Origin of the sequence: Paenactinomyces guangxiensis (assembly GCF_016055185.1) — a bacterium.
GTDB classification, from domain to species: Bacteria; Bacillota; Bacilli; order Thermoactinomycetales; family Thermoactinomycetaceae; genus Paenactinomyces; species Paenactinomyces guangxiensis.
The window spans coordinates 208,746-231,449 of the sequence record NZ_JAECVR010000001.1 but is presented as its reverse complement, the minus strand read 5'-3'; the positions used below and the strand labels follow the sequence as shown (position 1 = coordinate 231,449).

23 protein-coding genes and 1 other annotated feature are annotated in these 22,704 nt (G+C 45.6%); of the genes, 19 read left to right on the top strand and 4 right to left on the bottom strand.

Features of this window, described 5'->3' with window-relative positions; genetic code table 11:
• Nucleotides 1-4 precede the first annotated feature (4 nt).
• From holA to I8U27_RS01190, 4 genes are all read left to right on the top strand, one after another.
• A complete protein-coding gene (gene holA / locus I8U27_RS01200) occupies nt 5-1,027 on the top strand; it encodes a DNA polymerase III subunit delta (protein WP_181750315.1) in 1,023 nt (340 codons plus the stop codon).
• A 161-nt stretch (nt 1,028-1,188) separates the two neighbouring features.
• Nucleotides 1,189-2,229 carry an NADP-dependent oxidoreductase gene (locus I8U27_RS01195; protein WP_181750316.1) on the top strand — a complete coding sequence of 347 codons (1,041 nt, stop codon included), beginning with the start codon at nt 1,189-1,191 and terminating at the stop codon, nt 2,227-2,229.
• 45 nt (nt 2,230-2,274) lie between these two features.
• Nucleotides 2,275-2,403 (top strand): hypothetical protein, encoded by a 129-nt coding sequence (locus I8U27_RS20895; protein ID WP_258567723.1) that lies wholly within the window; start codon nt 2,275-2,277, stop codon nt 2,401-2,403.
• A 63-nt stretch (nt 2,404-2,466) separates the two neighbouring features.
• Complete coding sequence (locus tag I8U27_RS01190; protein ID WP_181750317.1) at nt 2,467-3,039, top strand: hypothetical protein; 573 nt, start codon at nt 2,467-2,469, stop codon at nt 3,037-3,039.
• Between the two features lie 42 nt (nt 3,040-3,081).
• On the opposite strand, the gene I8U27_RS01185 is transcribed toward I8U27_RS01190, so the two are convergent.
• Nucleotides 3,082-4,374: a phytoene desaturase family protein gene (locus I8U27_RS01185; RefSeq protein ID WP_181750318.1), complete on the bottom strand. Its 1,293-nt coding sequence runs from the start codon at nt 4,372-4,374 to the stop codon at nt 3,082-3,084.
• Nucleotides 4,375-4,764: 390 nt separating this feature from the next.
• Between I8U27_RS01185 and I8U27_RS21235 the strand changes: the two genes are divergently transcribed.
• The gene (locus tag I8U27_RS21235; RefSeq protein WP_374057896.1) at nt 4,765-4,908 is read left to right on the top strand and encodes a DUF523 domain-containing protein; all 144 of its coding nucleotides are present in this window, start codon (nt 4,765-4,767) and stop codon (nt 4,906-4,908) included.
• A 121-nt stretch (nt 4,909-5,029) separates the two neighbouring features.
• Here the strand turns inward: I8U27_RS21235 and I8U27_RS01175 are convergent, their stop codons facing one another.
• On the bottom strand, nt 5,030-5,557 hold the full coding sequence (locus tag I8U27_RS01175) for a CcdC family protein (RefSeq protein ID WP_309506077.1): 528 nt from the start codon (nt 5,555-5,557) through the stop codon (nt 5,030-5,032).
• 366 nt (nt 5,558-5,923) lie between these two features.
• On the opposite strand from I8U27_RS01175, the gene I8U27_RS01170 reads away from it, so the two are divergent.
• The 5 genes from I8U27_RS01170 (at nt 5,924) to I8U27_RS01150 (ending at nt 11,332) form a co-directional block, all read left to right on the top strand.
• The gene (locus I8U27_RS01170; RefSeq protein WP_181750319.1) at nt 5,924-6,103 is read left to right on the top strand and encodes a hypothetical protein; all 180 of its coding nucleotides are present in this window, start codon (nt 5,924-5,926) and stop codon (nt 6,101-6,103) included.
• Nucleotides 6,104-6,133: 30 nt separating this feature from the next.
• Nucleotides 6,134-8,509 carry a tetratricopeptide repeat protein gene (locus I8U27_RS01165; RefSeq protein WP_181750320.1) on the top strand — a complete coding sequence of 792 codons (2,376 nt, stop codon included), beginning with the start codon at nt 6,134-6,136 and terminating at the stop codon, nt 8,507-8,509.
• A gap of 8 nt (nt 8,510-8,517) precedes the next feature.
• Nucleotides 8,518-9,189, top strand: a complete 672-nt coding sequence (locus I8U27_RS01160) for a tetratricopeptide repeat protein (protein ID WP_181750321.1) — start codon at nt 8,518-8,520, stop codon at nt 9,187-9,189.
• 110 nt (nt 9,190-9,299) lie between these two features.
• Nucleotides 9,300-9,518 (top strand) — a binding site (T-box leader).
• Between the two features lie 42 nt (nt 9,519-9,560).
• A complete protein-coding gene (gene trpS, locus I8U27_RS01155; RefSeq protein ID WP_181750322.1) occupies nt 9,561-10,538 on the top strand; it encodes a tryptophan--tRNA ligase in 978 nt (325 codons plus the stop codon).
• A 158-nt stretch (nt 10,539-10,696) separates the two neighbouring features.
• Nucleotides 10,697-11,332 carry a sterol desaturase family protein gene (locus I8U27_RS01150; protein WP_181750323.1) on the top strand — a complete coding sequence of 212 codons (636 nt, stop codon included), beginning with the start codon at nt 10,697-10,699 and terminating at the stop codon, nt 11,330-11,332.
• A 268-nt stretch (nt 11,333-11,600) separates the two neighbouring features.
• Here the strand turns inward: I8U27_RS01150 and gpr are convergent, their stop codons facing one another.
• On the bottom strand, nt 11,601-12,482 hold the full coding sequence (gene gpr, locus I8U27_RS01145; protein ID WP_181750324.1) for a GPR endopeptidase: 882 nt from the start codon (nt 12,480-12,482) through the stop codon (nt 11,601-11,603).
• 156 nt (nt 12,483-12,638) lie between these two features.
• Here gpr and rpsT point away from each other — a divergent pair, with 156 nt between their 5' ends.
• The 7 genes from rpsT (at nt 12,639) to lepA (ending at nt 20,047) form a co-directional block, all read left to right on the top strand.
• On the top strand, nt 12,639-12,905 hold the full coding sequence (gene rpsT, locus I8U27_RS01140; RefSeq protein WP_181750325.1) for a 30S ribosomal protein S20: 267 nt from the start codon (nt 12,639-12,641) through the stop codon (nt 12,903-12,905).
• Nucleotides 12,906-13,327: 422 nt separating this feature from the next.
• Nucleotides 13,328-13,753, top strand: coding sequence for a DUF4395 domain-containing protein (locus I8U27_RS01135; protein WP_181750326.1), 426 nt, complete (start codon nt 13,328-13,330; stop codon nt 13,751-13,753).
• 461 nt (nt 13,754-14,214) lie between these two features.
• Nucleotides 14,215-16,023, top strand: a complete 1,809-nt coding sequence (locus tag I8U27_RS01130) for a recombinase family protein (protein ID WP_181750327.1) — start codon at nt 14,215-14,217, stop codon at nt 16,021-16,023.
• A complete protein-coding gene (locus I8U27_RS01125) occupies nt 16,007-16,363 on the top strand; it encodes a GPR endopeptidase (RefSeq protein WP_309506078.1) in 357 nt (118 codons plus the stop codon). Before I8U27_RS01130 ends, I8U27_RS01125 begins: the two co-directional genes overlap by 17 nt.
• Before the next feature lie 195 nt (nt 16,364-16,558).
• Entirely contained in the window at nt 16,559-17,719 is a 1,161-nt protein-coding gene (gene spoIIP, locus I8U27_RS01120; protein ID WP_181750329.1) for a stage II sporulation protein P, read from the top strand.
• Nucleotides 17,720-17,745: 26 nt separating this feature from the next.
• On the top strand, nt 17,746-18,090 hold the full coding sequence (locus I8U27_RS01115; RefSeq protein WP_181750330.1) for a DUF3679 domain-containing protein: 345 nt from the start codon (nt 17,746-17,748) through the stop codon (nt 18,088-18,090).
• Nucleotides 18,091-18,229: 139 nt separating this feature from the next.
• Nucleotides 18,230-20,047: a translation elongation factor 4 gene (gene lepA, locus I8U27_RS01110; protein ID WP_181750331.1), complete on the top strand. Its 1,818-nt coding sequence runs from the start codon at nt 18,230-18,232 to the stop codon at nt 20,045-20,047.
• Nucleotides 20,048-20,085: 38 nt separating this feature from the next.
• Here the strand turns inward: lepA and I8U27_RS01105 are convergent, their stop codons facing one another.
• Entirely contained in the window at nt 20,086-20,295 is a 210-nt protein-coding gene (locus I8U27_RS01105) for a hypothetical protein (RefSeq protein ID WP_181750332.1), read from the bottom strand.
• Nucleotides 20,296-20,406: 111 nt separating this feature from the next.
• On the opposite strand from I8U27_RS01105, the gene hemW reads away from it, so the two are divergent.
• A complete protein-coding gene (gene hemW, locus I8U27_RS01100; RefSeq protein ID WP_181750333.1) occupies nt 20,407-21,543 on the top strand; it encodes a radical SAM family heme chaperone HemW in 1,137 nt (378 codons plus the stop codon).
• A gap of 109 nt (nt 21,544-21,652) precedes the next feature.
• Complete coding sequence (gene hrcA / locus I8U27_RS01095) at nt 21,653-22,681, top strand: heat-inducible transcriptional repressor HrcA (RefSeq protein ID WP_181750334.1); 1,029 nt, start codon at nt 21,653-21,655, stop codon at nt 22,679-22,681.
• Nucleotides 22,682-22,704: the final 23 nt, after the last annotated feature.

The following is a 22,704-nucleotide window of genomic DNA, read 5'->3' as shown; positions in this document are numbered from 1 at the left end:
ATGGATGGACCGACAACTGCTCCAGGAAATAAAGAAACAGAATGTCCGGCCGGTTTACTTTTTTTACGGTTCAGAAACCTTTCTAATTGAGGAAACCGTTGAGTGGATGCGGAATCAACTCATGCCGGGAGAGGATCAGTTCGGAAATGTAACCACCTTGGATTTAGAAGAGGTTCCGGTTCAAATACTGGTGCAAGAAGCAGAAACTCCGCCTTTTTTCGGTGACCGGCGCCTGATTATCGGAAAAAATGCCGGCTTCCTCTCCACAGCCAAAAAACGCGGGGGAGTGGACCACAAACCGGAAACACTGCTCTCTTATCTCGAACAGCCACTTGCGTCTAACGTGGTGATCCTGGTCGCTCCGTCGGATCAATTGGATAAACGAAAAAAAGTGGTCAAAGCCCTGGAAAAACAAGCATATACAATGAAGTTTGAACCTCTGAAGGGGAGCGAGCTGCTGCACTGGCTGCAAAAGAGATTGAAGCAGATGGGGGTGGATATAGAGAAGGAAGCTCTGCGGGAACTGGTACAATTGGCCGGGACCGACTTGCGTCTCCTTTACCAGGAGTGTGTCAAACTGGCCACCTTCGTCGGAAAGGGCGGAACCGTCACCCCATCAGTGGTATCAGAGCTGGTTCCGAGAACATTGGAACATGACGTGTTTAAGCTGACCGACAGTATTGCCCGCCGGAAAATAGATGAAGCTTTTAGCATCTGGTATGATTTGCTCTATCAACGGGAGGAGCCGGTTCGCATATTAGCCTTAATTACCCGCCAGTTCCGCTTAATGCTCCAGGTAAAGATTCTGGCCCGGCAGGGGATGTCTGAGAAAGAAATGGCCTCCCATCTCAAAGTCCACCCCTATCCGGTTAAGCTGGCTCTCCGGCAAAGTGCGGCTTTTTCCGAAGAAGCCCTTCGCTCTTTGCTTGCCAGGGCGATTGCGGCTGATCAGGAGATGAAATCGGGAAAAATAGATAAAGTGTTGGCCGTGGAACGGCTCCTGTTACAGGTGAATATCCCCGCGTGATAAACCTCTGACTGGGTGTCAGGGGTTTTTGCCATTGAGAGACCGGGAAGTATAACGAAATGGGGATATTGTATAAAACAAACATACAGGACTCGTGATTCAAGTAGAGATCCGAAAATAAGCATCTGGACAACTTTAGTGTAAAGAAAGGGCGAATCAACATGACTGAAGAAAAAAACCAGCAAATTCTCCTGGTCAAGAGACCAAAAGGAATGCCAACAGAAGAAGATTTTAAAATGGTTGACAAACCTGTTCCCCAACCGGAAGAAGGGGCGGTTCTCATTCGGACACTGTACCTGTCTGTCGATCCATATATGCGCGGCAGAATGAACGATCGCAAATCGTATGTTCCCCCTTATCAGCTAAACGAAGTGATTACCGGCGGCGTTGTCGGCGAAGTGGTTCAATCCAAAGCAGCAGACCTGAAAGAAGGCGACATAGTGCTGGGCAATCTGGGCTGGCAGAAATACTCTGTTACTGGGAGTAACCAAGTAAGAAAAATAAATCCGGATATCGCACCCGTTACAACTGCTCTCGGAATTTTGGGCATGCCGGGTCTTACCGCCTATTTCGGGTTGCTGGATATCGGTCAGCCAAAAGCGGGGGAAACCGTGGTTGTATCCGGAGCGGCCGGTGCTGTTGGTTCGGTTGTCGGACAAATAGCCAAAATAAAAGGATGCCGGGTGGTAGGCATTGCCGGCTCTGACGAAAAAAACAACTATCTGGTCAATGAATTGGGATTTGATGCAGCCATTAACTATAAAACCACCCCTGATATAAAGAAGGCCCTGGCTGATGCTTGCCCAAAGGGCGTAGATATTTATTTTGACAATGTGGGCGGCGATATTTCAGATGCGGTCATATCCCTGTTAAATCATAAAGCCCGTATTCCGTTATGCGGGCAGATCTCCCTGTATAACCTGGAAAAACCGGACATCGGTCCGCGTATTCAACCCCAACTGCTGATTACCAGTGCATTGATGAAAGGCTTTATTGTCTCCGATTATGCAGATCGCTTTGATGAGGGGATCTCCCAGCTGACGCAATGGGTGGCACAAGGTCAATGTAAATTCAGGGAAAATATTATTGAGGGGTTTGAAAATACAGTAAAAGCCTTCCTGGGATTGTTCAGCGGGGAGAACATTGGAAAACAGCTTGTAAAAGTAGCCGACCCCGGACAAAAACGTGCAGTCTCAAAATAGAATTGGTTCATGTGAAAGAGTTGAAGCAGCGAAACCGGCAGCGGGATGTTACGACGTTTGCAACAACTGGATCAAGCATTAGCGCAAAAATATGTTAAGATTTTTGATGACCCGGTTCAAACGAAGCAACAAAATCCCTTGACTGCTCTGATCAGGGAGATATACAACATTTGACGAATGACGGTTTTCCTCTGGGAAACAGTAAAAAATAGCTGTATTTGTATTAGGAGGTTGTTTATGGAAGAAAGCCGGTTACGCACACTGCGCCGGAAACAGTTGCTTTATACAAATCTGCTGTTTCTTGTCAATCTGTTGATCGTATTTGCCTTGATCGCTTTTCAGGCTGCCGCCCCGGTGGTTTACACTGTGTTGGGGCTGATCTTTCTCATTCCGCCGCTCAGTTTGCAGATCATGAAACGTCCTAACCCGTTGCTGTTCTATCTACCCGGCATGAAAGAACTGTTTCAATATGAGATGGATAAGCTGGGGAGCAACTGGCGGCGTTACTATACTTCCAGTTCGATTCTGCTGGTCGCGCTCAGTGTCTTTTTCTTTGTCCAGGCGGTTATGCAGGATGGAAATAAACTGTTTATGGAGGGAATGCCGGTCTGGTATCTGGTCGTGATTCCACTCGCCTTGATTTATATCGGGAATATGAACCTGCGGTTCCATGCCCGCCGCCTTGATGAAAAAACACCGGAGCAGCTAAAAGCCTATGCTTATGACAAGATGCTTTTTTCACTCGTGTTTGCTTCCGTTTCCGTGGTGATGACGGTGCTTGGAGCGATTGTGGTTATGTTGATGACATAGCAAAAAGCAACCAGCAGTTGATTCCGCTGGTTGCTTTTTTAATTAAGCTTCTTCGATGGGGTGTTTGATGATCCGGCTGGTCACTTCATAAGCAGAACTGAAGGAGAGTTCAGAGAGCTGCCCCTCGCCTTGACACCAGTCACCGGCAAAGTAAGCATTGGGCAGGCTGTAAAATTTGACCGGCATCAGGCGCTGATCGTCAATGCACTTGATTTCCTGGACTGTTGCCTTTTTGGAGACGCGTTTGGCGACGAGGCGATCACGCCAGCCAGGGAAATGTTTGTCGTAAACAGTTTCGATAATGCCTATTTTTTCGTCCGCTTTACCATTGGCGATCTCTTCTTCATTCAGATAGGCAACTGCTTGCATTAACTGTCCGCCCTCGGGGACACAGGTGGTATCATAGTAAGAGATATCCGTAATAAAGACGCGCTGCGCCTTTTGATAGACATACGTAAACGGGCTGGCAATCCGTTCTTTAAGCCCTACGTCATAGACCACTACCTGGGTGGCGGCATAGCGGCTATATTCATCAAAATATTTCTGTTGCGGTGTATCGCTGAACAGATTGCACAACTCTTTAGGCGGAATACAGAAAATAAAAGTATCTGCCTCATAAGTTTGTTCTTTCCCGTGAACGGCAGTGATTCGGTTCCCGTTCCAATCCAGCCCGGTTACTTTTTCTTTCGGTACAATTTTGCCGCCATTTTTCTCAATAATTTCGGCAAATGAATTTACAATCGCCTGCCAGCCCCCGCCGATATAAGACACGGCCCGATGGGTGGAGAAGAGGCGCTTGTAATATTCGAAAAAGAGCGGTGAAGGGATTTTTTCAGGTTCATTGGTAAAAAAGTTAGACGAGGCAACCGTTAACAGCAGATCTCTGACTTGTTCCGGTTCTTTTTGCAAATACTCTCCGATGGGTACACCGTCTTCTCCGCGCTCAATGGAAGCCATTGTTTTAAAAACCTCGTAGGCAAAGCGCAGTTTGTTTTGTGAATCCAGGATCTTGGTTCGATAGAGGCCTTCCAGGGTTGCCGGCATGGGAGTGGTATAAGAACCCATATCGTAAAAAGCCTTGGAAGCCGAAAAGTCTTTCCAATCCACATGGAGATGGATCTCACTTTCAAATTTACGCAAAACAGATTTATCGCGTGCATAGATCGCATGTGCGCCAAAGTTAAAATTAAAGCCCTTCAGCGGAATCGTGATGGCCCGTCCGCCGAGTTTGGGAGCTTTCTCGAGCAGGGTCACTTCGTACCCGTAATGGGCGAGCCGGGCAGCAGCACTTAAGCCTGCTAATCCTCCACCCACCACAACAACCTTTTCTGACACTGGGAACACTCTCCTCTAGTAAAACGGTTACATAATTAGCAAAAAAATAATGTTATTACTTCCATTGTAACAAGTTCAGGCTTATTCGAGTAGAGCTTCTGCCGAGTTCACAACTTTCACTATAAACTTGCTTTGTGATATCCTGCATATGACGTAAAGGGAACGATGGTGAAGAAAATGGTCAGCGCCTTTTTTGCCGGTGTCTGCTGCCGGTATGATCAAACAGATCGAACAAATTCAGGAACTTGTAAAGAAAGGGGAAGCAGTGGCTGTATGTCCCGAACAGTTAGGAGGATTATCAACACCCAGAAACCCGGCGTAGATTGTCGGAGGGGACGGGGATGAGGTACTGGACGGAAAAACAAGAGAATCGACAATCAGGAAAATGACGTGACAGAGGCATTGATCCGCGGAGCACATGAAGCTTTGGAGACGGCCAAAGCTGTTGGAGCGAAGGAAGCCATCTTAAAAGAGAACAGTCCATCCTGTAGCAGCAGCATGATTTACAACGGTGGTTCAACAGCGTCAAAATAAGCGGGATAAGGAGTGTCGGCCGCTCTCTTGCGCCGCCATGGAATATAAGTTTATTCTGAGGAAACAGGCAGGGAAATAGAAGATTGAAACCCTCCGTCGCCGGGGCGGAGGGCGCCTTGTCTCAAGACTGCACCGGTTCGCGAAGCCGCTTTTTTTCGATTTGCTTATATTGGTAGTACATCGCCAGCCGCCATGGGAGCAGCATACCGAAAGCGAGAATGAAAAATAGCCCGGCTGTCTGGAAAATGCTGATATGTTGCTCAATATAGGTATGCAGTGAAAGGCGGATGATCAGTAGAGCGATCAGAATAACAATAAAAGCGCGTGAACGCTTTAAATAGATTTGATTGTCAATCACCTGGAACTTTGATGTCTGAATAAGAGGAATGGAGAGAAAGACCGCTCCTGCCAGAAAAGCAATGATTGCCCAGCTTAGTGGAATATGTGTGGGCGGATACAAAAACATCAAAAATCCTGTACTCATCCCCAACGGAGGCAAGATAATTTTCTTAACTGATGTCGGTTTTTTAGTCGCACGCAAGCGGAAGAAGATGATCAAGGAAGCCATCAAGAGTAAAATAAGTGATGTAAGCACGTGCATGTTGACTGGTAAAACGTGCCCCATAGGCCGTCCTGCAACTTTTAACACAGAAGGATATCTCCATGTTAAGAAATAGCAGGTTTTCACCTCCTAATCTAGAAAAAAGCTAGCACAATTTTTTTAGTTTGTAAATAACATATGACCGATTTTTACTTAAAAATGGCAAAAACCTGTTGAGTCATGACTATCATTTGCCAGAAAGGAATTGCTTATACCAATAAATGACAGAAAATTTAACGGCTTGTTCTGATAAAAATAAGTTTAAAATATTTAGAATTTGGATAATATTATTTATAAAGAACATACGTCTCCCCCAGACTGATTTGTAACCCTGCATAGGGTTGTTGCGGAACAGAAAGAAAACAGGAGCATCAGTTTTGGCTCTTTAAAGAACAGATGGCGGGAGGGGTGTCGATGAAAGATGTGAAACTACCCTTTCAAGCAAGTAAGTCATTTTTTGAGAAACATGTTCTGGATGATTTTAGCCACAGTCAGGAATATAAAGGGATTGTAAAAAAATTTGATGAGGTGTTAATCCTCGGGGACCGCTTGATTGAAGCATTAAAAGGGGATAACCAGTTCTATTATGTTTAGGATTTTGCCGATTCACTGCTGCAGTTTACCATGGACAGCGGGGTTCAGCCCGAGGATCTGTTGCGGAAGATAGAGGTTTGGCTGAAAGCGATTCACCGCGTCACCTTCCCGGAGTCCTGGCAAAATTGGAAGGATCAAAAGAACTATAACCTGCCCCGTGTGATTGGATTGCTTGAATTGCTTCCGAGAAAAGAGTTGTTTTTAAGTGAGGAACAATATGAAAGTATTGATGACGGAATCCGGCAGCTTATTTTTATCGCCAAAACGGTACGCAACCCCGTCACCCACCTTCCATCCAAGCTTCATACAAAATTTCAAAGAGAATTAATACCTGCTATTTTAGCCGCAATTGTATCCCCTTTATACAAGCATTTCGATGAGATCAACAAAAGTTTACATGGTTTAATTACCTCAGACTTATCCCGTGATCCCGGTTTAGTCACATTAATTAAACAGATTGCCAGTGAGAGAAACGGTCATCTGGAGTATTTTGGCGCGCGGGACAAGCTGATTCAAAATCTTCTTGAGAAATTGGCTGTGTTTCATTCCCATACGACCGGGGAGTATCTGCTGCTTTCCGGAGGCGAGGGTTCCGGGAAATCGGCGATCTGCAGCAAGATTACTGAAGAATTGGTAAAACAGATGGTCCCGCAGGGATCACAGAAAAGAAATGTTCGCCGGTTGGCTCCCTGGTTACCCGGATGCCTCCTTCATTTTGGCAAACAATCTAATCTGCCTCACGAAATTGTGGGGTCGATTGTTGCGCAGGCAAATACATTAATTATTAACAAAGTTTCTCATGAAGAGTTGGAAGGTCTGTCAGAACAAGATGATTCCGGACTGAATTCTCCTTTGAGCTCCAAACAATATTTGCGAAGACAATCCGGCTTAAAACACCGGTCAAATAATGTTTTTCGGACAGAGACAAAAGAAATGATGCAGCTATATAACCGAGTGCTTTATCAAGCGCTGGATCATGTTGTCGCTGAGCGTGGACAAGTTATTTTAATCATTGATGCACTCGATGAGATCAGCTCCAGTGGATCGGGGTTGTCATTTTTACCCAAAACTTTACCTGTGGGAGCGAAGGTGTTATTGACAGTGAGAAGAAATACTCCGGTTGAAGCCTGGTTAAAAGATCACTTGCGAGTGACTGAGTTGATCATCCCGCTTTTTGACCGCTCCGAAATTCCGCTGGTCACAAAAGTTGAGGAAATCAATGAGGAAGCCAAGCAATTTAACGACAGAGTCTGGGAAGCGAGTAATGGCTGGCCCTTAAGGGTAGCAGAGGCTGCGAGAGAAGTGAGAGAAAAACAGTGGAATTCCAAACATGTAAATATTGATAATGATGATATTTACCGGTGGCAGGCAGACAAATGGCATGATACCAATGTAACAGAAGAGGACAGAAGGGTTTTAAGTGAAACGCTTTTGCTGCTGTCAATCTTTGAACCGGTAGCACCTCTTGATTTAGCAAGCATCCAAGTATACCTGGAACATTTCGGTTTACGTTTACGCCAGCCGGAACTGCACTTTAAATTAAAAAAGCATGTGGGCTACCAGTTGCAGGGATTGGATTTAAACCGGGTTAAGTTGCGCTTGAATGCCTTTGCCGACTTTGTGCGGAACCATTATTACAGCCGCCATGACCGCAGGAGTGCCTTACGCTCGATTGTGGAGTGGCTTTCCGAATACGATGATATCCCGATTGAGACCATTGCCAGGTTTCTGTTTTTCTGGACCGATTTCCATATGGGCCAGGACGGGAAATGTTGTAAAATTGCCGAGACACTTCCTACTAAGCTGTGGGAAAAAAATAAGATTGCTACGTTATACGAAATTGCCATTTTCTCGCTCAATGAAAAAGGAGCGATTACACCGAGCGGCATGAAATGCTTAAAACTTTCGGCCGAGGCGGGATATTATAGTGCCGAGAATTTATATAGTTCCTACCTGTTGGACGGATACGGAATCGAAAAAAATACACGGGAAGGGGAACATTTACTGAGAAAGGCAGCCATGGCCGGGCATAAACCCGCCATGTGCAATTTGGGAATCCGTTTGCTTGACGGCGCCGGTTTGGAACAGGATATAGAGGAAGGAGAAAGATGGTTAAGGAGAGCAGCAAAAGAAGGACACAACCGGGCGATGACCAATTTGGGCGGGCGTCTGCTGGACGGAAATATTTTGCCTGTGAATGTAGCGGAAGGGGAAAAGTGGCTGAAGAAAGCAGTTCAGGCAGGTTATTATCCCGCAATGGATGAACTGGGACAACGGTTGCTGGATGGAAAAGGATTGCCGGAGGATTTGAAAGAAGGGGAAAGATTGTTAAGGGAAGCTGCCGAGGCGGGATTCAACCATTCCATGTTTATGCTTGGGTCCCGGCTGTTAGATGGAGCCGATTAACACAAAATGTGGTTGAAGGGGAGCGCTGGCTAAAGAGAGCGGCAATAGCCGGATATGTCAATGCAATGAGTGAGTTGGGAGAGCGTTACCTCGACGGAAATGGCTTGTCCCGGGACAGAGAAAAAGGGGAAGAGTGGCTGAGAAATGCCGTAGCGGCCAATTATCCGTATGCCATTGATGAACTGGGGCAACGTCTCTTGGATGGAAAAGGGCTGCCCCGTGATCAAGAAGAGGGGGAGAAGTGGTTAAGAAAAGCCGCACAACTGGGGTATGAACATTCGATGTATAAGTTAGGTCTGCGCTTGCTGGATGGAAACGGGCTGACTGCCAGCCCGCAGGAAGGAAGACGGTGGTTACGAAGAGCTGCTGCTGCCGGATATGTCAAAGCCATGAGTGAGTTGGCATCCCGCCTGCTGGATGGGCGCGGAATCCCAAAAAACCAAACAGATGGAGAAAATTGGCTGCGGAAGGCGGTGAATGCCGGGGATGCCGCAGCCGCCTGCGAGTTGGGAATCCGCTTGTTAAACGGAGACGGGTTAAAGAAAAATCAGCAAGAGGGAGAGAAGTGGTTGCGGGAGGCTGCCGATTTAGGGGATGCCACGGCGATTGATGCACTGGCAGGAAAATCCGCCCAGGGAGATGATTATCCCGGGGGCCGCGATGATGGGGACATGGGATGAACCGCGAATGACAAAAATAAAATAAACAGTGCTTGACATCTGTATAAAATTGGGGCAAAATACCTCATAATCATTGATTGGTGTACGATTGCAACATAACGAAATCAAACAGCGAAGCGATGAAAGAGAAGAGTAGCATAGTGGAGCTGTCCAGAGAGTTGGCGGGTGGTGCAAGCCAAACAGAAGGCTGTGTGAATGGGCTCTGGAGCTGCGATCCGAACAGAAGGCCTCAGTAGGATTAAGCCGGTGAATCCGTTATCTTCATGGAGTGCGTCTGGCTTTACGAAGCTGACGAATCAGGGTGGTACCGCGAGCAACTCGTCCCTTTTTGGGGCGGGTTTTTTATTATCAAAAAAGGAGTGTAATCAGGAATGGAACGCGTACTTTCAGGAGTTCAACCGACAGGAAATGTCCATCTGGGCAACTATCTCGGTGCAATTAAACAATTTGTGGAGTTGCAGCATCAAGCTGACTGTTATTTCTGTGTGGTTAATCTGCATGCCTTGACCATACCGCGCGACCCGGCAGAACTGCGTGAAAAAACGTTAGAACTGGCGGCATTGTATCTGGCGGTCGGGTTGGACCCGGACAAAGTGACACTCTTTGTTCAATCACAGGTTCGGGCCCACAGTGAGGCCGGATGGTTGTTACAGTGTGTCGCCCGCATGGGAGAGCTGAACAGGATGGTTCAATTCAAAGAAAAAAGCAAAGGAGCTGATTCAGTCGTAACCGGGCTTTATACCTATCCGGTTCTTCAGGCGGCAGATATTTTGCTTTATCAGGCAAGCCGTGTTCCGGTGGGCGAAGACCAAAAACAACACCTGGAGCTGACCCGGGAACTGGCTGAACGATTTAACCGTGACTATGGGGAGGTTTTTACCATCCCCGAGCCGATGATCGGTAAAGTGGGTGCCCGTATCATGGGATTGGATCAACCGGAGAAAAAGATGAGCAAAAGTGCGGAAAGTGCTTTTAACTACATTTCCCTTTTAGATGACCCCAAGACGATTGAGAAAAAGCTGAAACGTGCGGTTACCGACTCGGAAAACGAGATCCGCTATGATCCGGAGACCAAACCGGGGGTAAGCAATCTGCTGGTCATCTATAGCCTGCTTACTGATACACCGATTACCAGGTTGGAAGAAAAATATGCAGGATCAGGATACGGGGCATTGAAGAACGATTTGATTGAAGTAACGGTCGACCATCTCACTCCGATTCAACAAAAGTATCAAGAGATTAGAAAATCTGCTGAATTGATGCAAATCCTGAAACAAGGAGCGGAAAAAGCCAGTCAGGTGGCAGAGGATACATTGCATAAAATGAAGGAAGCAATGGGTGTTATATAAGCCGTTTCAGTTTTGAAGTGTGCCATGGCCAAGTGTCGCGGCACTTTTTTTATGCCAGACTCACATTGGCAGCGATTTTGACTGATGGGTCATATATTATTTTCCGAAAATTTGATACAATAACGATATAAGTACACCATAGAGAGGGAAGAAGTCAGATGTCCAAGTATTTAAAGGAGTTTCTCTTTTTTCCCGATATTTTTATAATGTGTCTCGTTTTCTTTGCGGGAATATCGACTACGCTGACCTGGTCTGATCGTGGCTGGACCTGGTTAGCCCTTGCACTGGGAGCACTGTTGTTTGCCATCAGTGAATACCTCACTCACCGCTTTATCTTTCATCTCAAACCGCCCAAAAATCAATTTCTGCTTCAGTTGTTAAAGCGCCTGCATTATGATCACCATGAAGACCCCAATAATCTCAAACTGCTTTTTCTGCCCCTCTGGTACACGGGGCCCCAGTTTATCGCGGTCGGGATTATCGCCTTTTTCATAACGAAAGATATATCTCTGACGGTGGGCTTTTTAACCGGCGGGATTGCCTATCATCTTTACTATGAATGGAAACATTATGTGGCCCACCGCCCTGTTAAACCATTTACGTCATGGGGCAGAAAGCTGAAAAAATATCATCTCTTGCATCACTTTAAAAGTGAGCATTACTGGTATGGCGTAACCAACCCGGCTATTGATCATCTAATGGGAACGTTCAAAAACGAAAAAGAGGTAGAGACTAGCCCAACGGTAAGGAAGTTAATGGCTGAGGAATCGAAAGAGCAGGTGAAGATTGGTTAACGATGAAAAAGGAGAGTTGCATCGGAAGGGAAGTCACTGCAGGTGAAATTGCCGTGACTTCCCAACTATCTGCTTCAAATTTTCAACTGCACCCCTAATTTACCTTTTTGCAATCATTTATTTATCCATATATTTCCATACTCTCAAATACTTATTATTCTAAGCTTGTTTAATGTTCACAGATTGACTAACAGCAGAGTATTCGTGCCTTAGAACCAAAGTTTGCAGCTCTTAGAGGGTACATATCATGACACCAACCGTTTCATCACTACCAATAAACCATAAAAAAAGGGACAGAGCTTGTGCTCCATCCCTGCTGTTCGTTAACCCACTTTAAGCGAGAGTTGTTTTTTGAAGGGAGTAGGGAAAGTTCGGGCAATCTTTTTAAACAAGTCATTGGTTTCCACACCTGTAATATCATAACGATGGGAACTCCAATCGCAATGACGGGTACACCCAGGGTCTCCTTCGTCAAGGCTTTGCGCTTATTGCCTACTCCCGAACCGGGGTTGATTCCCGTATCAGCTACTTGAATCGTTGTGTTCACTCTCGACAAGGCCCGGGATGCCAAAGAATCAAAGGCGATGACAAAATCCGGCTGTGCCTTTTCGACAACTCCATGCACAATTTCAGTTGTTTCAATTCCGGTTATTCCCAGAACCCCGGGTGAAATGGCACACGCGGACCGGTAACCTTCAGAAACTTGCTCCGGTGCAAGTGTAAACAGATGTCTGGTGATAAGAGCATTTTTGATGACTAACGGACCAAACGAATCAGGAGTCACATTCCAGTTACCAAGCCCTACTAACATCACACTGTCATTGATTCCAATCCCCACTTCTTCGAGAAAGCGGTTAAATTGATTGGCAAAATGAGTTGCCACCTGTTGTTCCAGCATCGAGTCCTGAGAACGGAGAGCAGGAACCTCTAAGGTCATATATGTACCAGGTACTTTCCCCATCTCCCTTGCCCCCGTCTCATCATCGATCCAAATCCAGCTGGTGGTAATGCCGTTTTCTGTTCTTTCATCGATCCGCACTCCAGGGATCGAACTTCCGTCGCCACGCTGTTGAACCGCCATGTCGTGGGCTTCCCGCGCCAGGTCGGTACGAATGGAATATCCGCTCAGATCAACTTGATTTTGACTCATTGTTTTCCCCCTTCCACTCCATCGCTTAGCAGTATTTTTACATTCACCTGTTTTATTTATTCTCGGCCTCCCGTTATTGCTTTTTACAAGTCCACATGCTAGAATATTGCGTGTTGCATATATGGAATGCGTAGCATGATCCGGGAGGTGAAATTTTTGGCTAATATTAAATCCGCAATCAAACGCGCCAAAACCAACGAAGCTCGTCGTGCCCACAATGCGGCTCAAAAATCCGCCATGCGTACGACTTTGAAAAAGTTCCTGGTGGCTGTTGACCAACAAGATAAAGAACGGGCAAGTGAATTGTTGAAAGAAGCAACCCGCAGCTTAGACAAAGCTGTAACCAAAGGCCTTATCCATAAAAACGCAGCTGCCCGCAAAAAGTCCCGTCTTGTCAAAAAGCTGAACGCTTTAAATGCTTAATGGCCCCGCCAAAATAAAAACGACCGCATTACGGGTCGTTTTTATTTTGGTTTGACAAAAAGAAGCCCCTCGCTTTTTCTTCCTCCCGGTCGGTCGCTCATAACAATCACTCCCCGAAAAAGCCTGCTCCCTAAATGGTTACAGGATCATTTATTCCTAAGTTGTGATGTAGTCATATTGACTTACTTTCCAAAAAATGAATAACTACTCAAACTACTATTTTTGATGTACAATAATTTAATAAAGGAATAACAAAATTTCAATAGAATTAACTTTAATTAAAATATTAAATATTTTACATATTAATCAATATTAAAAAATAGTCATTTAATAAAAATGGGCAGGAATCGTAAGAATAAGCTGGTTCACGGGTGGTGTGATAATTCCGAAAATATATTAAAAAATCTTTACATCAAGAAAGGGTGTTCGATTTGAAAGAGATCCCTGTTCCCTATGTACGTGCCAATCAATGGTTTACCGTGCTTTCCGTGACTGCGGCCCTCTTACTGAGCCTTCCCGCCATCTTGTTGATCCCTCTGCTGGTTGGAGTGTACAGCTTATTATTTAAACAAAATCCGATCTTTTCGCTGACCCGGCCTTTTTTAAAAAAGCCCTTGTCTTCCTATGCAAAAGAAGACGGAGACCAACAACGGTTTAACCAATGGATCTCTGTTATCTGTCTGGGACTTGGGAGTTTTGGATTTTTCTTCGGTTTTCCCATAGTAGGATATATATTTTCGATTATGGTAGCAACTGCTTCACTTGTTGCCATCATGGGATTTTGTATCGGGTGTTTTATCCGTTACCAGTATCTTCAGTGGAAACATCGCCGACAATTCAAGTCATAATGGGGTAGGTGAACGATTCGAAGAATGAGAGGCCACATTTGAAAATTACCAATTAAGATGGATCTGCCATGCAAATAGGCAGATTTTTATTTTATGATCCAAAGAGATTGAATGATTTATTGTTCCTGCGGAAATAATATTCCTCCATAGCAGAAAGGACTGTGATATGACGATGACAGAATACAACGTTCGAATCGTACCAGCGAAGAGCAAGTTGTCTCCTGCTGAAATTGAAAGCAGGGTTACAGACTTTCAGAAAGTTTTCATTCAAGTTGCATCCAGGTACTACACAGTAAAGTTTCAAGATCAAGAGAGAAGCATGTTAGGTATGAATGATTAGGAGAGCTGAATAGGCCTTTCTTTTTTTTCTTTAGCTCAGATCATGGTTTGGCTTCCTTATTTCTAAAGATGTATAATACCTGTAATAAAGTAACGGTTGATGATCGAGGTGTGTAACTGGAATGGCGGAAAAGTTGAGAGTGGCGATATTTATGAGGGCGAGTACCAATAAGCAAACGACGCAGGGAAAAAAGAAATTGATTTCAAGATCAGGGAAAGCATCTGCAAGAACGGTTTCAGATGATGAAAATGATTTACCCCTGCAAAAGAGAAAGTGTACAGAATATATAGAAAGTAAGCCGGATTGGTTGTTTACAGGGTTGGAATATGTAGAGGCAGGGGTATCCGGTTTCCATACGCATAGTAGTAAGAGGACAGGGCTGAACCGGGCTTTTGAAGATGCGAAAAAGGGTCTGTTTGATATCCTAGTGGTTTATAAATTAGACAGGATCGGCAGAAGATCGACGGAAAGCTTAAACCATGCAATTAAGTTCTTGAGGTATTGTAGAATCTGGGTCGTCGATAAGGATAGAGAATTTACCAACAATGGGGATGCAGATGAAATCCTCAACTTTATTGAGTTCTGGTCAGCGAAAAAGTCATCCTTGGATACCAAAGTCAGGGTGTCCGACATGATGAAACTCATCCATAAGGAAGGATATTGGACAGGTGGGAATCCTCCTTATGGGTACCGAAATCATCCGGAGTTATCCAATATGTTACAGATTGAACCGAAAGAGGCGGAGGTGGTGAAAGAGATATACAGGCTATATACCTCTGAGGGTTTTGGGATGCTGAAAATTGCAGGCATCTTAAATGAGAGAGGGCTGAAAACCAAGACAGGCAGAGAGTGGAAGACCGAGAGCGTGCGAAGGATTTTAAGAAATACCATTTATAAGGGTTACTTATCCTATGGTAAGACGAAGACGGTAGAAGGCGAATTTGGTTCTTATCAGGCTTATACCAAAGAAGGAGAGGAGCTTGTCTCTGACAGGTATTGGCCGGAATATGAAATCGTTCCTGCTGAGGTTTGGGAAAAGGCACAAAAAATAAAGAAAAGCCGGTCGAATATGGTTTCCAATTGGGGAAGAAAAGTCCCAAGTCGAAAAGGTACAGGGAAAGGTCTGTTAGTGGGAATCTTAACCTGTGAGTGCGGTAGTAATATGACCTATGGGAGTCAACGGGATTGGTTGGATTCCAAGCGGACAAAAAGAGGAGAACTATATGGCATATACCGATGTTTAAAAAGACTCAAAGCAGGAGTGAAAGCCTGTGGAGCCAAAAGAGGAACCCATCGGGCCGAAAAAATTGAGTCTTTGGTTGTTGATAAAGTAAAGGACTACCTAAAAGAGTTGATCAGCTCCAATATGTTAGTTGAGATTCAAAAGCAAACCATGAATGCCTCTAAGGAAATTGAAGAGAAATTGAATCAAGCGAAACAGGATCTGGAGCAGTGGCAGAGAGCGAAAGAAAATGCTAACAATCACTTGTTAAAGATTCTGATGGGTGAGGAGTCTCCTTTTTCTGAAGCTCAGTTAAAAGAGCTGTATGAAAGAGCGGTGAAAGAGGTGAAAAATGCTGAGCGGTTGGTTGAGGAGATGAAAGCATTAAAGGATGCGAATGGACTCTCTGAAATCGATTTGCTTAAACTGCAAGACCTGCTGGCCGACTGGGGGGAATTATTTAACAAAGCGACCCATGAAGAAAAAAGGCAGATGCTAGCAAGTATTATTGATCAGGTGAAGGTATATGCAGAGACAATTGAGGTAGCGATTAACTTTGATGTAGTGAAGTTCTTTGAGGCTGTAAGCTGTGCGAAAGAGATCGTTGCCAGCCTTGAAAATGCCGCAAAAGATCACGAATCCTCTATACCGCAAAATATAGATGGTAGGGGTCCCTACTGTTGTAGATGCGGTGACAATTGCCCATGATACGATTGATTTTGTGCTTTCACACTTGAGCCGCGAGATGCAGGGGGTTCGCAGCAATCCGCTTGACCCCCACAACCGGCCGAGTGTTCGTGAACTGCAGCAACAAAATGTCCCGGCAGAAACAGGTAATCAGATGATGGGGATGTTTGGCAGTCTCAACCCGGATGAGAAACGCCAGTTGATCCACGAAGTGCTGGCCCCTCTTGGACAAAACCTGATTGTTACACCTAAGGAAGTTGATTCTTTTATCGCCAATATTGCCAAGCTGGTTGCCAACGGGATCAACTGTGCCCTGCATGAATCGGTAACAATGGACAATGTCTCGTCTCATATTCATTAATGATTACTGCAAGTTGTAAGATGTAATGCGGTTCATCCAACTGCTTTCCGTGGCAGCGGCTCTGTCTCCAGCGACAGGTGATAGTTTTGCATAAAGGATATGCTCCGGTATATCCTTTATTTCTTTGTTTCGGGTTCTACTTCTTTCAACTCTCTCATAGTTTATGGTGAGACAAGCTGATAGAAGGTGAACAGGATGAGGAACCAATACCGGGGCTTTACCACAGTAAACTTATCCAGACCGGGGCAGAGACGGGTGTTTGTTCTGCTGATTCTGGGGACTGCACTCATCTTTTCGATTGCTGGTGCTTTTGCTATGTTTCAGGCCAAAAATAGTATGCAAACTTCTGATTTAAGCAAAGTAACCTCTCATCTTTCAGACAAAACATTAGTCATGTTGATTGGAGGAGAGGTTCCTTATCTGCAGGAGCATGTACAAGCCTACGGAATTGAAAAAATGGTATCCCGGCTCATTTTTGAGATGGCGACAAGTATCGACTTTCGGGACCCGCGTACTTTTTTGGGGAGAGAACTTCCTCTGTTCGCCCTGTTTGATACTGAAATTGACGTGGCCAGTTCCGATGTGGATTACACTTCGATCCCCATTGAGTCCCCGCCTCCCCCGGAATTGGAAAAGGAAATTTTAAAAGGAATGCAGGGGTCTGAGAGTTCAAATGATGAGGAGAGTTTACCTGATGCAGAGCTCAGGCAGGGGGCAAATACAAAGCATGTGTTGATCTATAATACTCACTTCTGGGAGTCCTATTTACCGGAGCTGGGAGAAACCAATCCCGGCAAAGCCAGTGATGTAGATAAAAATGTGACTCAGATCAGCAAATATATGGCCAAACAACTTGAAAAAATGGGTGTAGGGGCAATGACTGTCCAGCGGAAGTACACCTGGAACAGTTCCTATGCAAAGTCACGTAAAATGGTGCAGAGTGTGATGAAACAAAATGACGATCTTCAATATCTCATAGATATCCATCGGGACTCTCTTCCGCGGAATAAAACAACCATCAAAGGCAAAGATGGGAAAACGTATGCGAGGCTTGCTTTTGTCGTCGGGGGGTCCAGTAAAAATTACGAAAAAAATCTGAAGCTGGCGAGATATCTGCATAATCGGGTCAATCAAATTTTTCCCGGACTTTCCAGAGCAGTGGTCATCAAAAAGCGCACGAATGGCAATAACGGTGAGTATAATCAGTCCCTTTCCCCGAACAGTACCCTGGTTGAAGTGGGCGGAGTAGGAAATAATTTTGAAGAAGCGTATCGTTCGGTAGATATTTTGGCAAAAGTGTTAACAGAGAGAGTTCTCGATGCGACACCGGTTATGGGCCAACCGCAAAAACCCTGAGTATAAATCCGGCGAGGTGAAAAAGGATGCGCGTAACGATACAAATCATCGGGCTTGCTTGTATGTTCATACTGGGAATCTTTCTGGGAATCGATTCAGCCGAAAAAAATATGCATAAGATGCAGGGAACAGAAGGGGGCCCGCGCGCAATCCAAATCACTCCGCAAGATGGAAAAATTGAGATTGCTGTTCTCGGGCAGGTTGTTGAGACAAAGAATCCGGTCAAACAGGCAGAGGAAAAAGTGGAAGAAGTCAGCGGCAAAGCTGAGGCAAAGTCCAACCGGTTAGCGGCGATTGGAAACGAGGTTGGAACGGGCATGCGCGAAATTACCCGCAAAGTGGTTGAACTCCTGTTTAGCTGGGTGGAATAATTTAAATAAAAAGGAAGCCGTCTGCTTGAATCAGGCAGGCGGTTTCTGCATCCCGGATATACATTGAAGTGCCGCTTGCAGACTGCTATAATTAAGGAATGCAGTCTTGGCCGTTTTTTCAGGAGGGAATATAACGGGGATGGATAAAAAAGAGCGTCAGGCAATGATCCGTAACTTTTCGATTATCGCGCATATCGACCATGGTAAATCAACTCTGGCTGACCGGATTTTGGAAGTGACCGGTGCCTTGACAGAACGGGAAAAACAGGATCAATTTTTAGATAAAATGGATTTGGAACGGGAGCGGGGGATTACGATCAAGCTCCAATCGGTTCGGCTTCCCTATAAAGCGAAAGACGGAAAGGAGTATATCCTCAACCTGATTGATACCCCCGGACACGTTGACTTCTCGTATGAGGTTTCGCGCAGCTTACAGGCATGTGAAGGGGCATTGCTGGTTGTTGATGCCGCACAGGGAGTGGAGGCGCAAACCCTTGCCAATGTTTATTTAGCATTGGAAAACGATCTGGAAATCATTCCTGTCATCAATAAAATTGACTTGCCAAGCGCTGAACCGGAGCGCGTGAAGCAAGAGATTGAGGATGTGATCGGCCTCGATGCCAGCGAAGCCGTTTTAGCATCGGCGAAAGCCGGCATTGGCATTGAAGAGATTCTGGAGCAGATTGTGCAGAAAGTTCCCGCTCCTGTCGGTGATTCTAATGCTCCGCTGCGTGCCCTTATCTTCGACTCACTCTATGATTCCTATAAAGGCGTGATCATTTACATGCGGGTGGTTGAAGGAACGATCAAAAAAGGCATGAAGATCAAGATGATGGCAACAGGCAAAACATTTGAAGTAACTGAAGTGGGTGTATATGCCCCTCACCCCGTGCCTGTGGACGAATTGTCTGTAGGTGAGGTTGGATTTGTCGTTGCCGGCATTAAAAATGTAAAAGATACCCGTGTGGGGGATACGATTACCGATGCCAACAATCCCGCGCCAGAGCCGCTTCCCGGATACCGGCGGATCAATCCGATGGTTTTTTGCGGGATGTATCCCGTTGAGTCAGCCGATTATGATGATTTGCGGGAAGCACTTGAGAAACTGGAACTAAACGATGCTTCCCTTTCCTACGAGCCGGAAACATCATCCGCGCTTGGTTTCGGTTTCCGTTGCGGATTCCTGGGACTGCTTCATATGGAGATCATCCAGGAACGGATCGAGCGGGAATTTGACATTCCGCTGATCACCACCGCTCCAAGTGTTGTTTATAAAGTTTATCAGACCGACGGAACCGTACTTGAGATTGAAAACCCGACCTTGATGCCGCCGCAACAAAAAATTGACCATGTCGAAGAGCCTTATGTAAAAGCGAGTATTATGGTGCCCAACGATTTTGTCGGCACGGTGATGGAGCTCTGCCAAAACAAGCGCGGCCAATATATTGATATGACTTATCTGGATACCAATCGTGTAAATATCATCTATGAACTGCCGCTGGCTGAGATCGTATACGACTTTTTCGACCAGTTGAAGTCCAGCACCAAAGGGTATGCCTCTTTCGATTATGAACTGATCGGTTACAAAACATCCAATCTGGTTAAAATGGACATTCTCTTAAACGGGGAAGCGGTGGATGCCCTCTCTTTCATCGTACACCGGGATCGTGCCTATCACCGGGGGAGGTTACTGGTAGAAAAATTGAAAAAGCTGATTCCACGGCAAATGTTTGAAGTACCTGTCCAGGCGGCCATCGGAAACAAAGTGATCGCCCGCGAAACGATCAGTGCGATACGCAAAAACGTTCTTGCCAAATGTTACGGCGGAGACATCAGCCGCAAACGGAAACTGTTGGAGAAACAAAAAGAAGGTAAAAAGCGTATGAAAGCAGTGGGAAATGTGGAAGTTCCCCAGGAAGCCTTTATGGCTGTGTTGCAGATGGATGAAAACAAATAAGCTTTTTTCCATAGCTGGGGATGAAAGACCCTTTAACATTAGGGAGAGGCAGGTTTTTGCCCTTCCCCGTAAACCACACTTGCGCAACCCTCATGGCTTGCCGGCACAACTCCGGGATGAAAGTTATCTGATTGGCGCCGCTCCGAAATCATGTTGACGGCATAGAAGTTCTTGGAGCTCCAACTCTTAGAACTTCTTGTCCCTGTGGAACTCTGCTCTGTAGCGGCAGCTAAAGTCACTCGCCGCAAATATGATTTCTCCGCTCTAAATTATTCATTGACACTTTTACAGATATACCAAAGCCGTAAGTGGTTGGAGCAGAACCGCTTACGGCTTTTTGTGGACAGGAGGAAAAAGCTTTGGCTCCAAAAGCGATATACATTCATATCCCCTTTTGTACAAACAAATGTCATTACTGTGATTTTACGGCCTATGTGGTCAATGGGCAGCCGGTAGACGAATACCTGGAAGCTCTTGAGCGGGAGATGGCAATGACGGTTCAAGAAGTTTCTCCCCGGGAAATCCAGGCCATTTTTATCGGAGGAGGAACACCCACCGTTCTCACTCCGGAACAGATGAGGAAGCTCTTGAACAGAATCTCTCGTTATTTTCCTGATTGGACAGCGGACCTGGAGTTTACGGTAGAAGCCAACCCGGGCACGACCGGACCTGAATTGCTTCAAGTGATGCGGGAAGGAGGAGTCAATCGCATCAGTTTTGGCGCACAAACTTTTCGACCGGATTTGCTGCAAAAGATCGGAAGAATACATGGGGTGGAGGACATTGAGCGGAGTGTTGATCAAGCTCGTGAAGCAGGCTTTGATAATCTCTCGCTTGATCTGATGTTCGGCCTCCCGGAGCAAACGGTGGAAGATATGGAGGAAGCACTGGAAAAAGCGGTCTCTCTGGGTCCTGATCATTTTTCTTGCTACAGCTTAAAAGTAGAAGAAGGAACCCTTTTTCATCGTCTATATGAAAGAAAAGAACTGCCGCTTCCATCTGAAGACGAGGAATTGGAGATGTACCAACTGACCCGCTCTTACCTGGACAAACAAGGTTACCGGCAATATGAAGTGAGCAACTTTGCCAAACCGGGCCGTGAAAGCCGCCATAATTCAACCTATTGGCTGAACGAGGAATACTATGGACTGGGGGCGGGAGCGCATGGTTATATGAATCGGGTCAGACATGCCAACCTCAAAGGGATTCGTGCATATATTGAAAAAGTGGAGAATGGTACGCGTCCGGTGGCAGAGCAGTATACGGTTGACAGGACGGAAGAGATGGAAAACTTTATGATCCTGGGCTTGCGGCTTTTGGATGGGGTGAGCCGAACCCGCTTTCAATCCCTGTACGGAACAACTGTGGAAGAAACCTTTGGACCGGCACTTTCCCGTTTACTTGAGCAGGGGCTGATTCAAAAAAAAGGGGACCGGATTGCGTTGACGGAGAAAGGATTGATTTTTGGCAATGAAGTATTTGCTTCCTTTCTTTAAGATGAAGGTTTTATCACGGGGAACATTGACATCATTTCGGGCGTTTGGTAATTTAAATATAGTATTTTAGCACTCAAGGTTCAGGAGTGCTAACAAGGAGGGGAGGCAGATGTTAACTGAGCGGCAAAAACTGATTCTCTGGGCGATTATTGACGATTACATCTTATCAGCCGAACCTGTGGGCTCTCGAACCATTTCCAAAAAAGAAGGAGTCGGGTTTAGTGCGGCGACAATCCGCAACGAAATGGCTGATTTAGAAGAGATGGGCTTTTTGGAGCAACCGCATACATCTGCCGGACGGATACCTTCGCAAAAGGGGTATCGTTTCTATGTTGATCATCTAACCCCGCGTATATGGAAAAAAGAAGATATCATCGCTTTACACAAACATTATGCCACAAAGATCGACCGTGTAGAGCAGGCCATTCAGCATACGACATCGATTCTATCACAATTGACAAACTATATGACGATTATCCTGGGACCGCAACTCTCCGAAAGCAAGTTGAAGCATCTACAAATTGTGCCTCTTTTTGATCGTACCGCCGTTTCCATTCTGGTGACAGATACCGGTCACGTCCATCAGCAGCGTGTAACCGTGCCGGAAGGAGTTTCGCTCGGGACGATCGAAAAGCTGGTAAACCTCTTGAACCATCGCTTAAACGGGTTGCCTTTGGGCAGTCTGAAACAGGTGGTGGAGCGTGAACTATCCGATGAATTGACCAAACATGTGGCCTACTTTGAGAATTTAACTGTTTTGCTGGATCAAATTTTGCGGACTGAACAAGAAGAGCGCGTTTACACCAGCGGAGCAACCCGGATGTTGAACCAGCCTGAGTTTCAAGATGTGGAAAAAGTGAAATCTCTTTTAGATTTGATAGAAGAAAGTGATACCATTGTCCAATTATTGAAGCCACAGCCTGTAGGAGTGCAAGTTAAAATCGGATATGAAAATCATATTGAATCTATCAACCATTGCAGTATTATCTCAGCCTCCTACATGATTAACGGCGAGCCTGTGGGCACGATAGGAGTCCTGGGCCCAACTCGGATGGATTACGGGAAGGTCATTGGTTTGATTGATTTTCTTGCTAAAGATTTTTCCGTCCGTTTGAGCACCCTTTATGATGGAGAGTAATTCTCTGCTATAAATAGAATCTG

Excerpts from the sequence above, each read along its gene's own strand:
- I8U27_RS01150 (WP_181750323.1), top strand. The coding sequence starts at position 10,697 with ATGTCCAAGTATTTAAAGGAGTTTCTCTTTTTTCCCGATATTTTTATA.
- gpr (WP_181750324.1), bottom strand. The coding sequence starts at position 12,482 with ATGAGTCAAAATCAAGTTGATCTGAGCGGATATTCCATTCGTACCGAC.
- spoIIP (WP_181750329.1), top strand. The coding sequence starts at position 16,559 with ATGAGGAACCAATACCGGGGCTTTACCACAGTAAACTTATCCAGACCG.
- holA (WP_181750315.1), top strand. The coding sequence starts at position 5 with ATGGACCGACAACTGCTCCAGGAAATAAAGAAACAGAATGTCCGGCCG.
- I8U27_RS01190 (WP_181750317.1), top strand. The coding sequence starts at position 2,467 with ATGGAAGAAAGCCGGTTACGCACACTGCGCCGGAAACAGTTGCTTTAT.
- I8U27_RS01115 (WP_181750330.1), top strand. The coding sequence starts at position 17,746 with ATGCGCGTAACGATACAAATCATCGGGCTTGCTTGTATGTTCATACTG.
- lepA (WP_181750331.1), top strand. The coding sequence starts at position 18,230 with ATGGATAAAAAAGAGCGTCAGGCAATGATCCGTAACTTTTCGATTATC.
- I8U27_RS20895 (WP_258567723.1), top strand. The coding sequence starts at position 2,275 with ATGTTACGACGTTTGCAACAACTGGATCAAGCATTAGCGCAAAAATAT.
- trpS (WP_181750322.1), top strand. The coding sequence starts at position 9,561 with ATGGAACGCGTACTTTCAGGAGTTCAACCGACAGGAAATGTCCATCTG.
- I8U27_RS01195 (WP_181750316.1), top strand. The coding sequence starts at position 1,189 with ATGACTGAAGAAAAAAACCAGCAAATTCTCCTGGTCAAGAGACCAAAA.
- I8U27_RS01165 (WP_181750320.1), top strand. The coding sequence starts at position 6,134 with ATGGACAGCGGGGTTCAGCCCGAGGATCTGTTGCGGAAGATAGAGGTT.
- I8U27_RS01170 (WP_181750319.1), top strand. The coding sequence starts at position 5,924 with ATGAAAGATGTGAAACTACCCTTTCAAGCAAGTAAGTCATTTTTTGAG.
- hrcA (WP_181750334.1), top strand. The coding sequence starts at position 21,653 with ATGTTAACTGAGCGGCAAAAACTGATTCTCTGGGCGATTATTGACGAT.
- I8U27_RS01130 (WP_181750327.1), top strand. The coding sequence starts at position 14,215 with ATGGCGGAAAAGTTGAGAGTGGCGATATTTATGAGGGCGAGTACCAAT.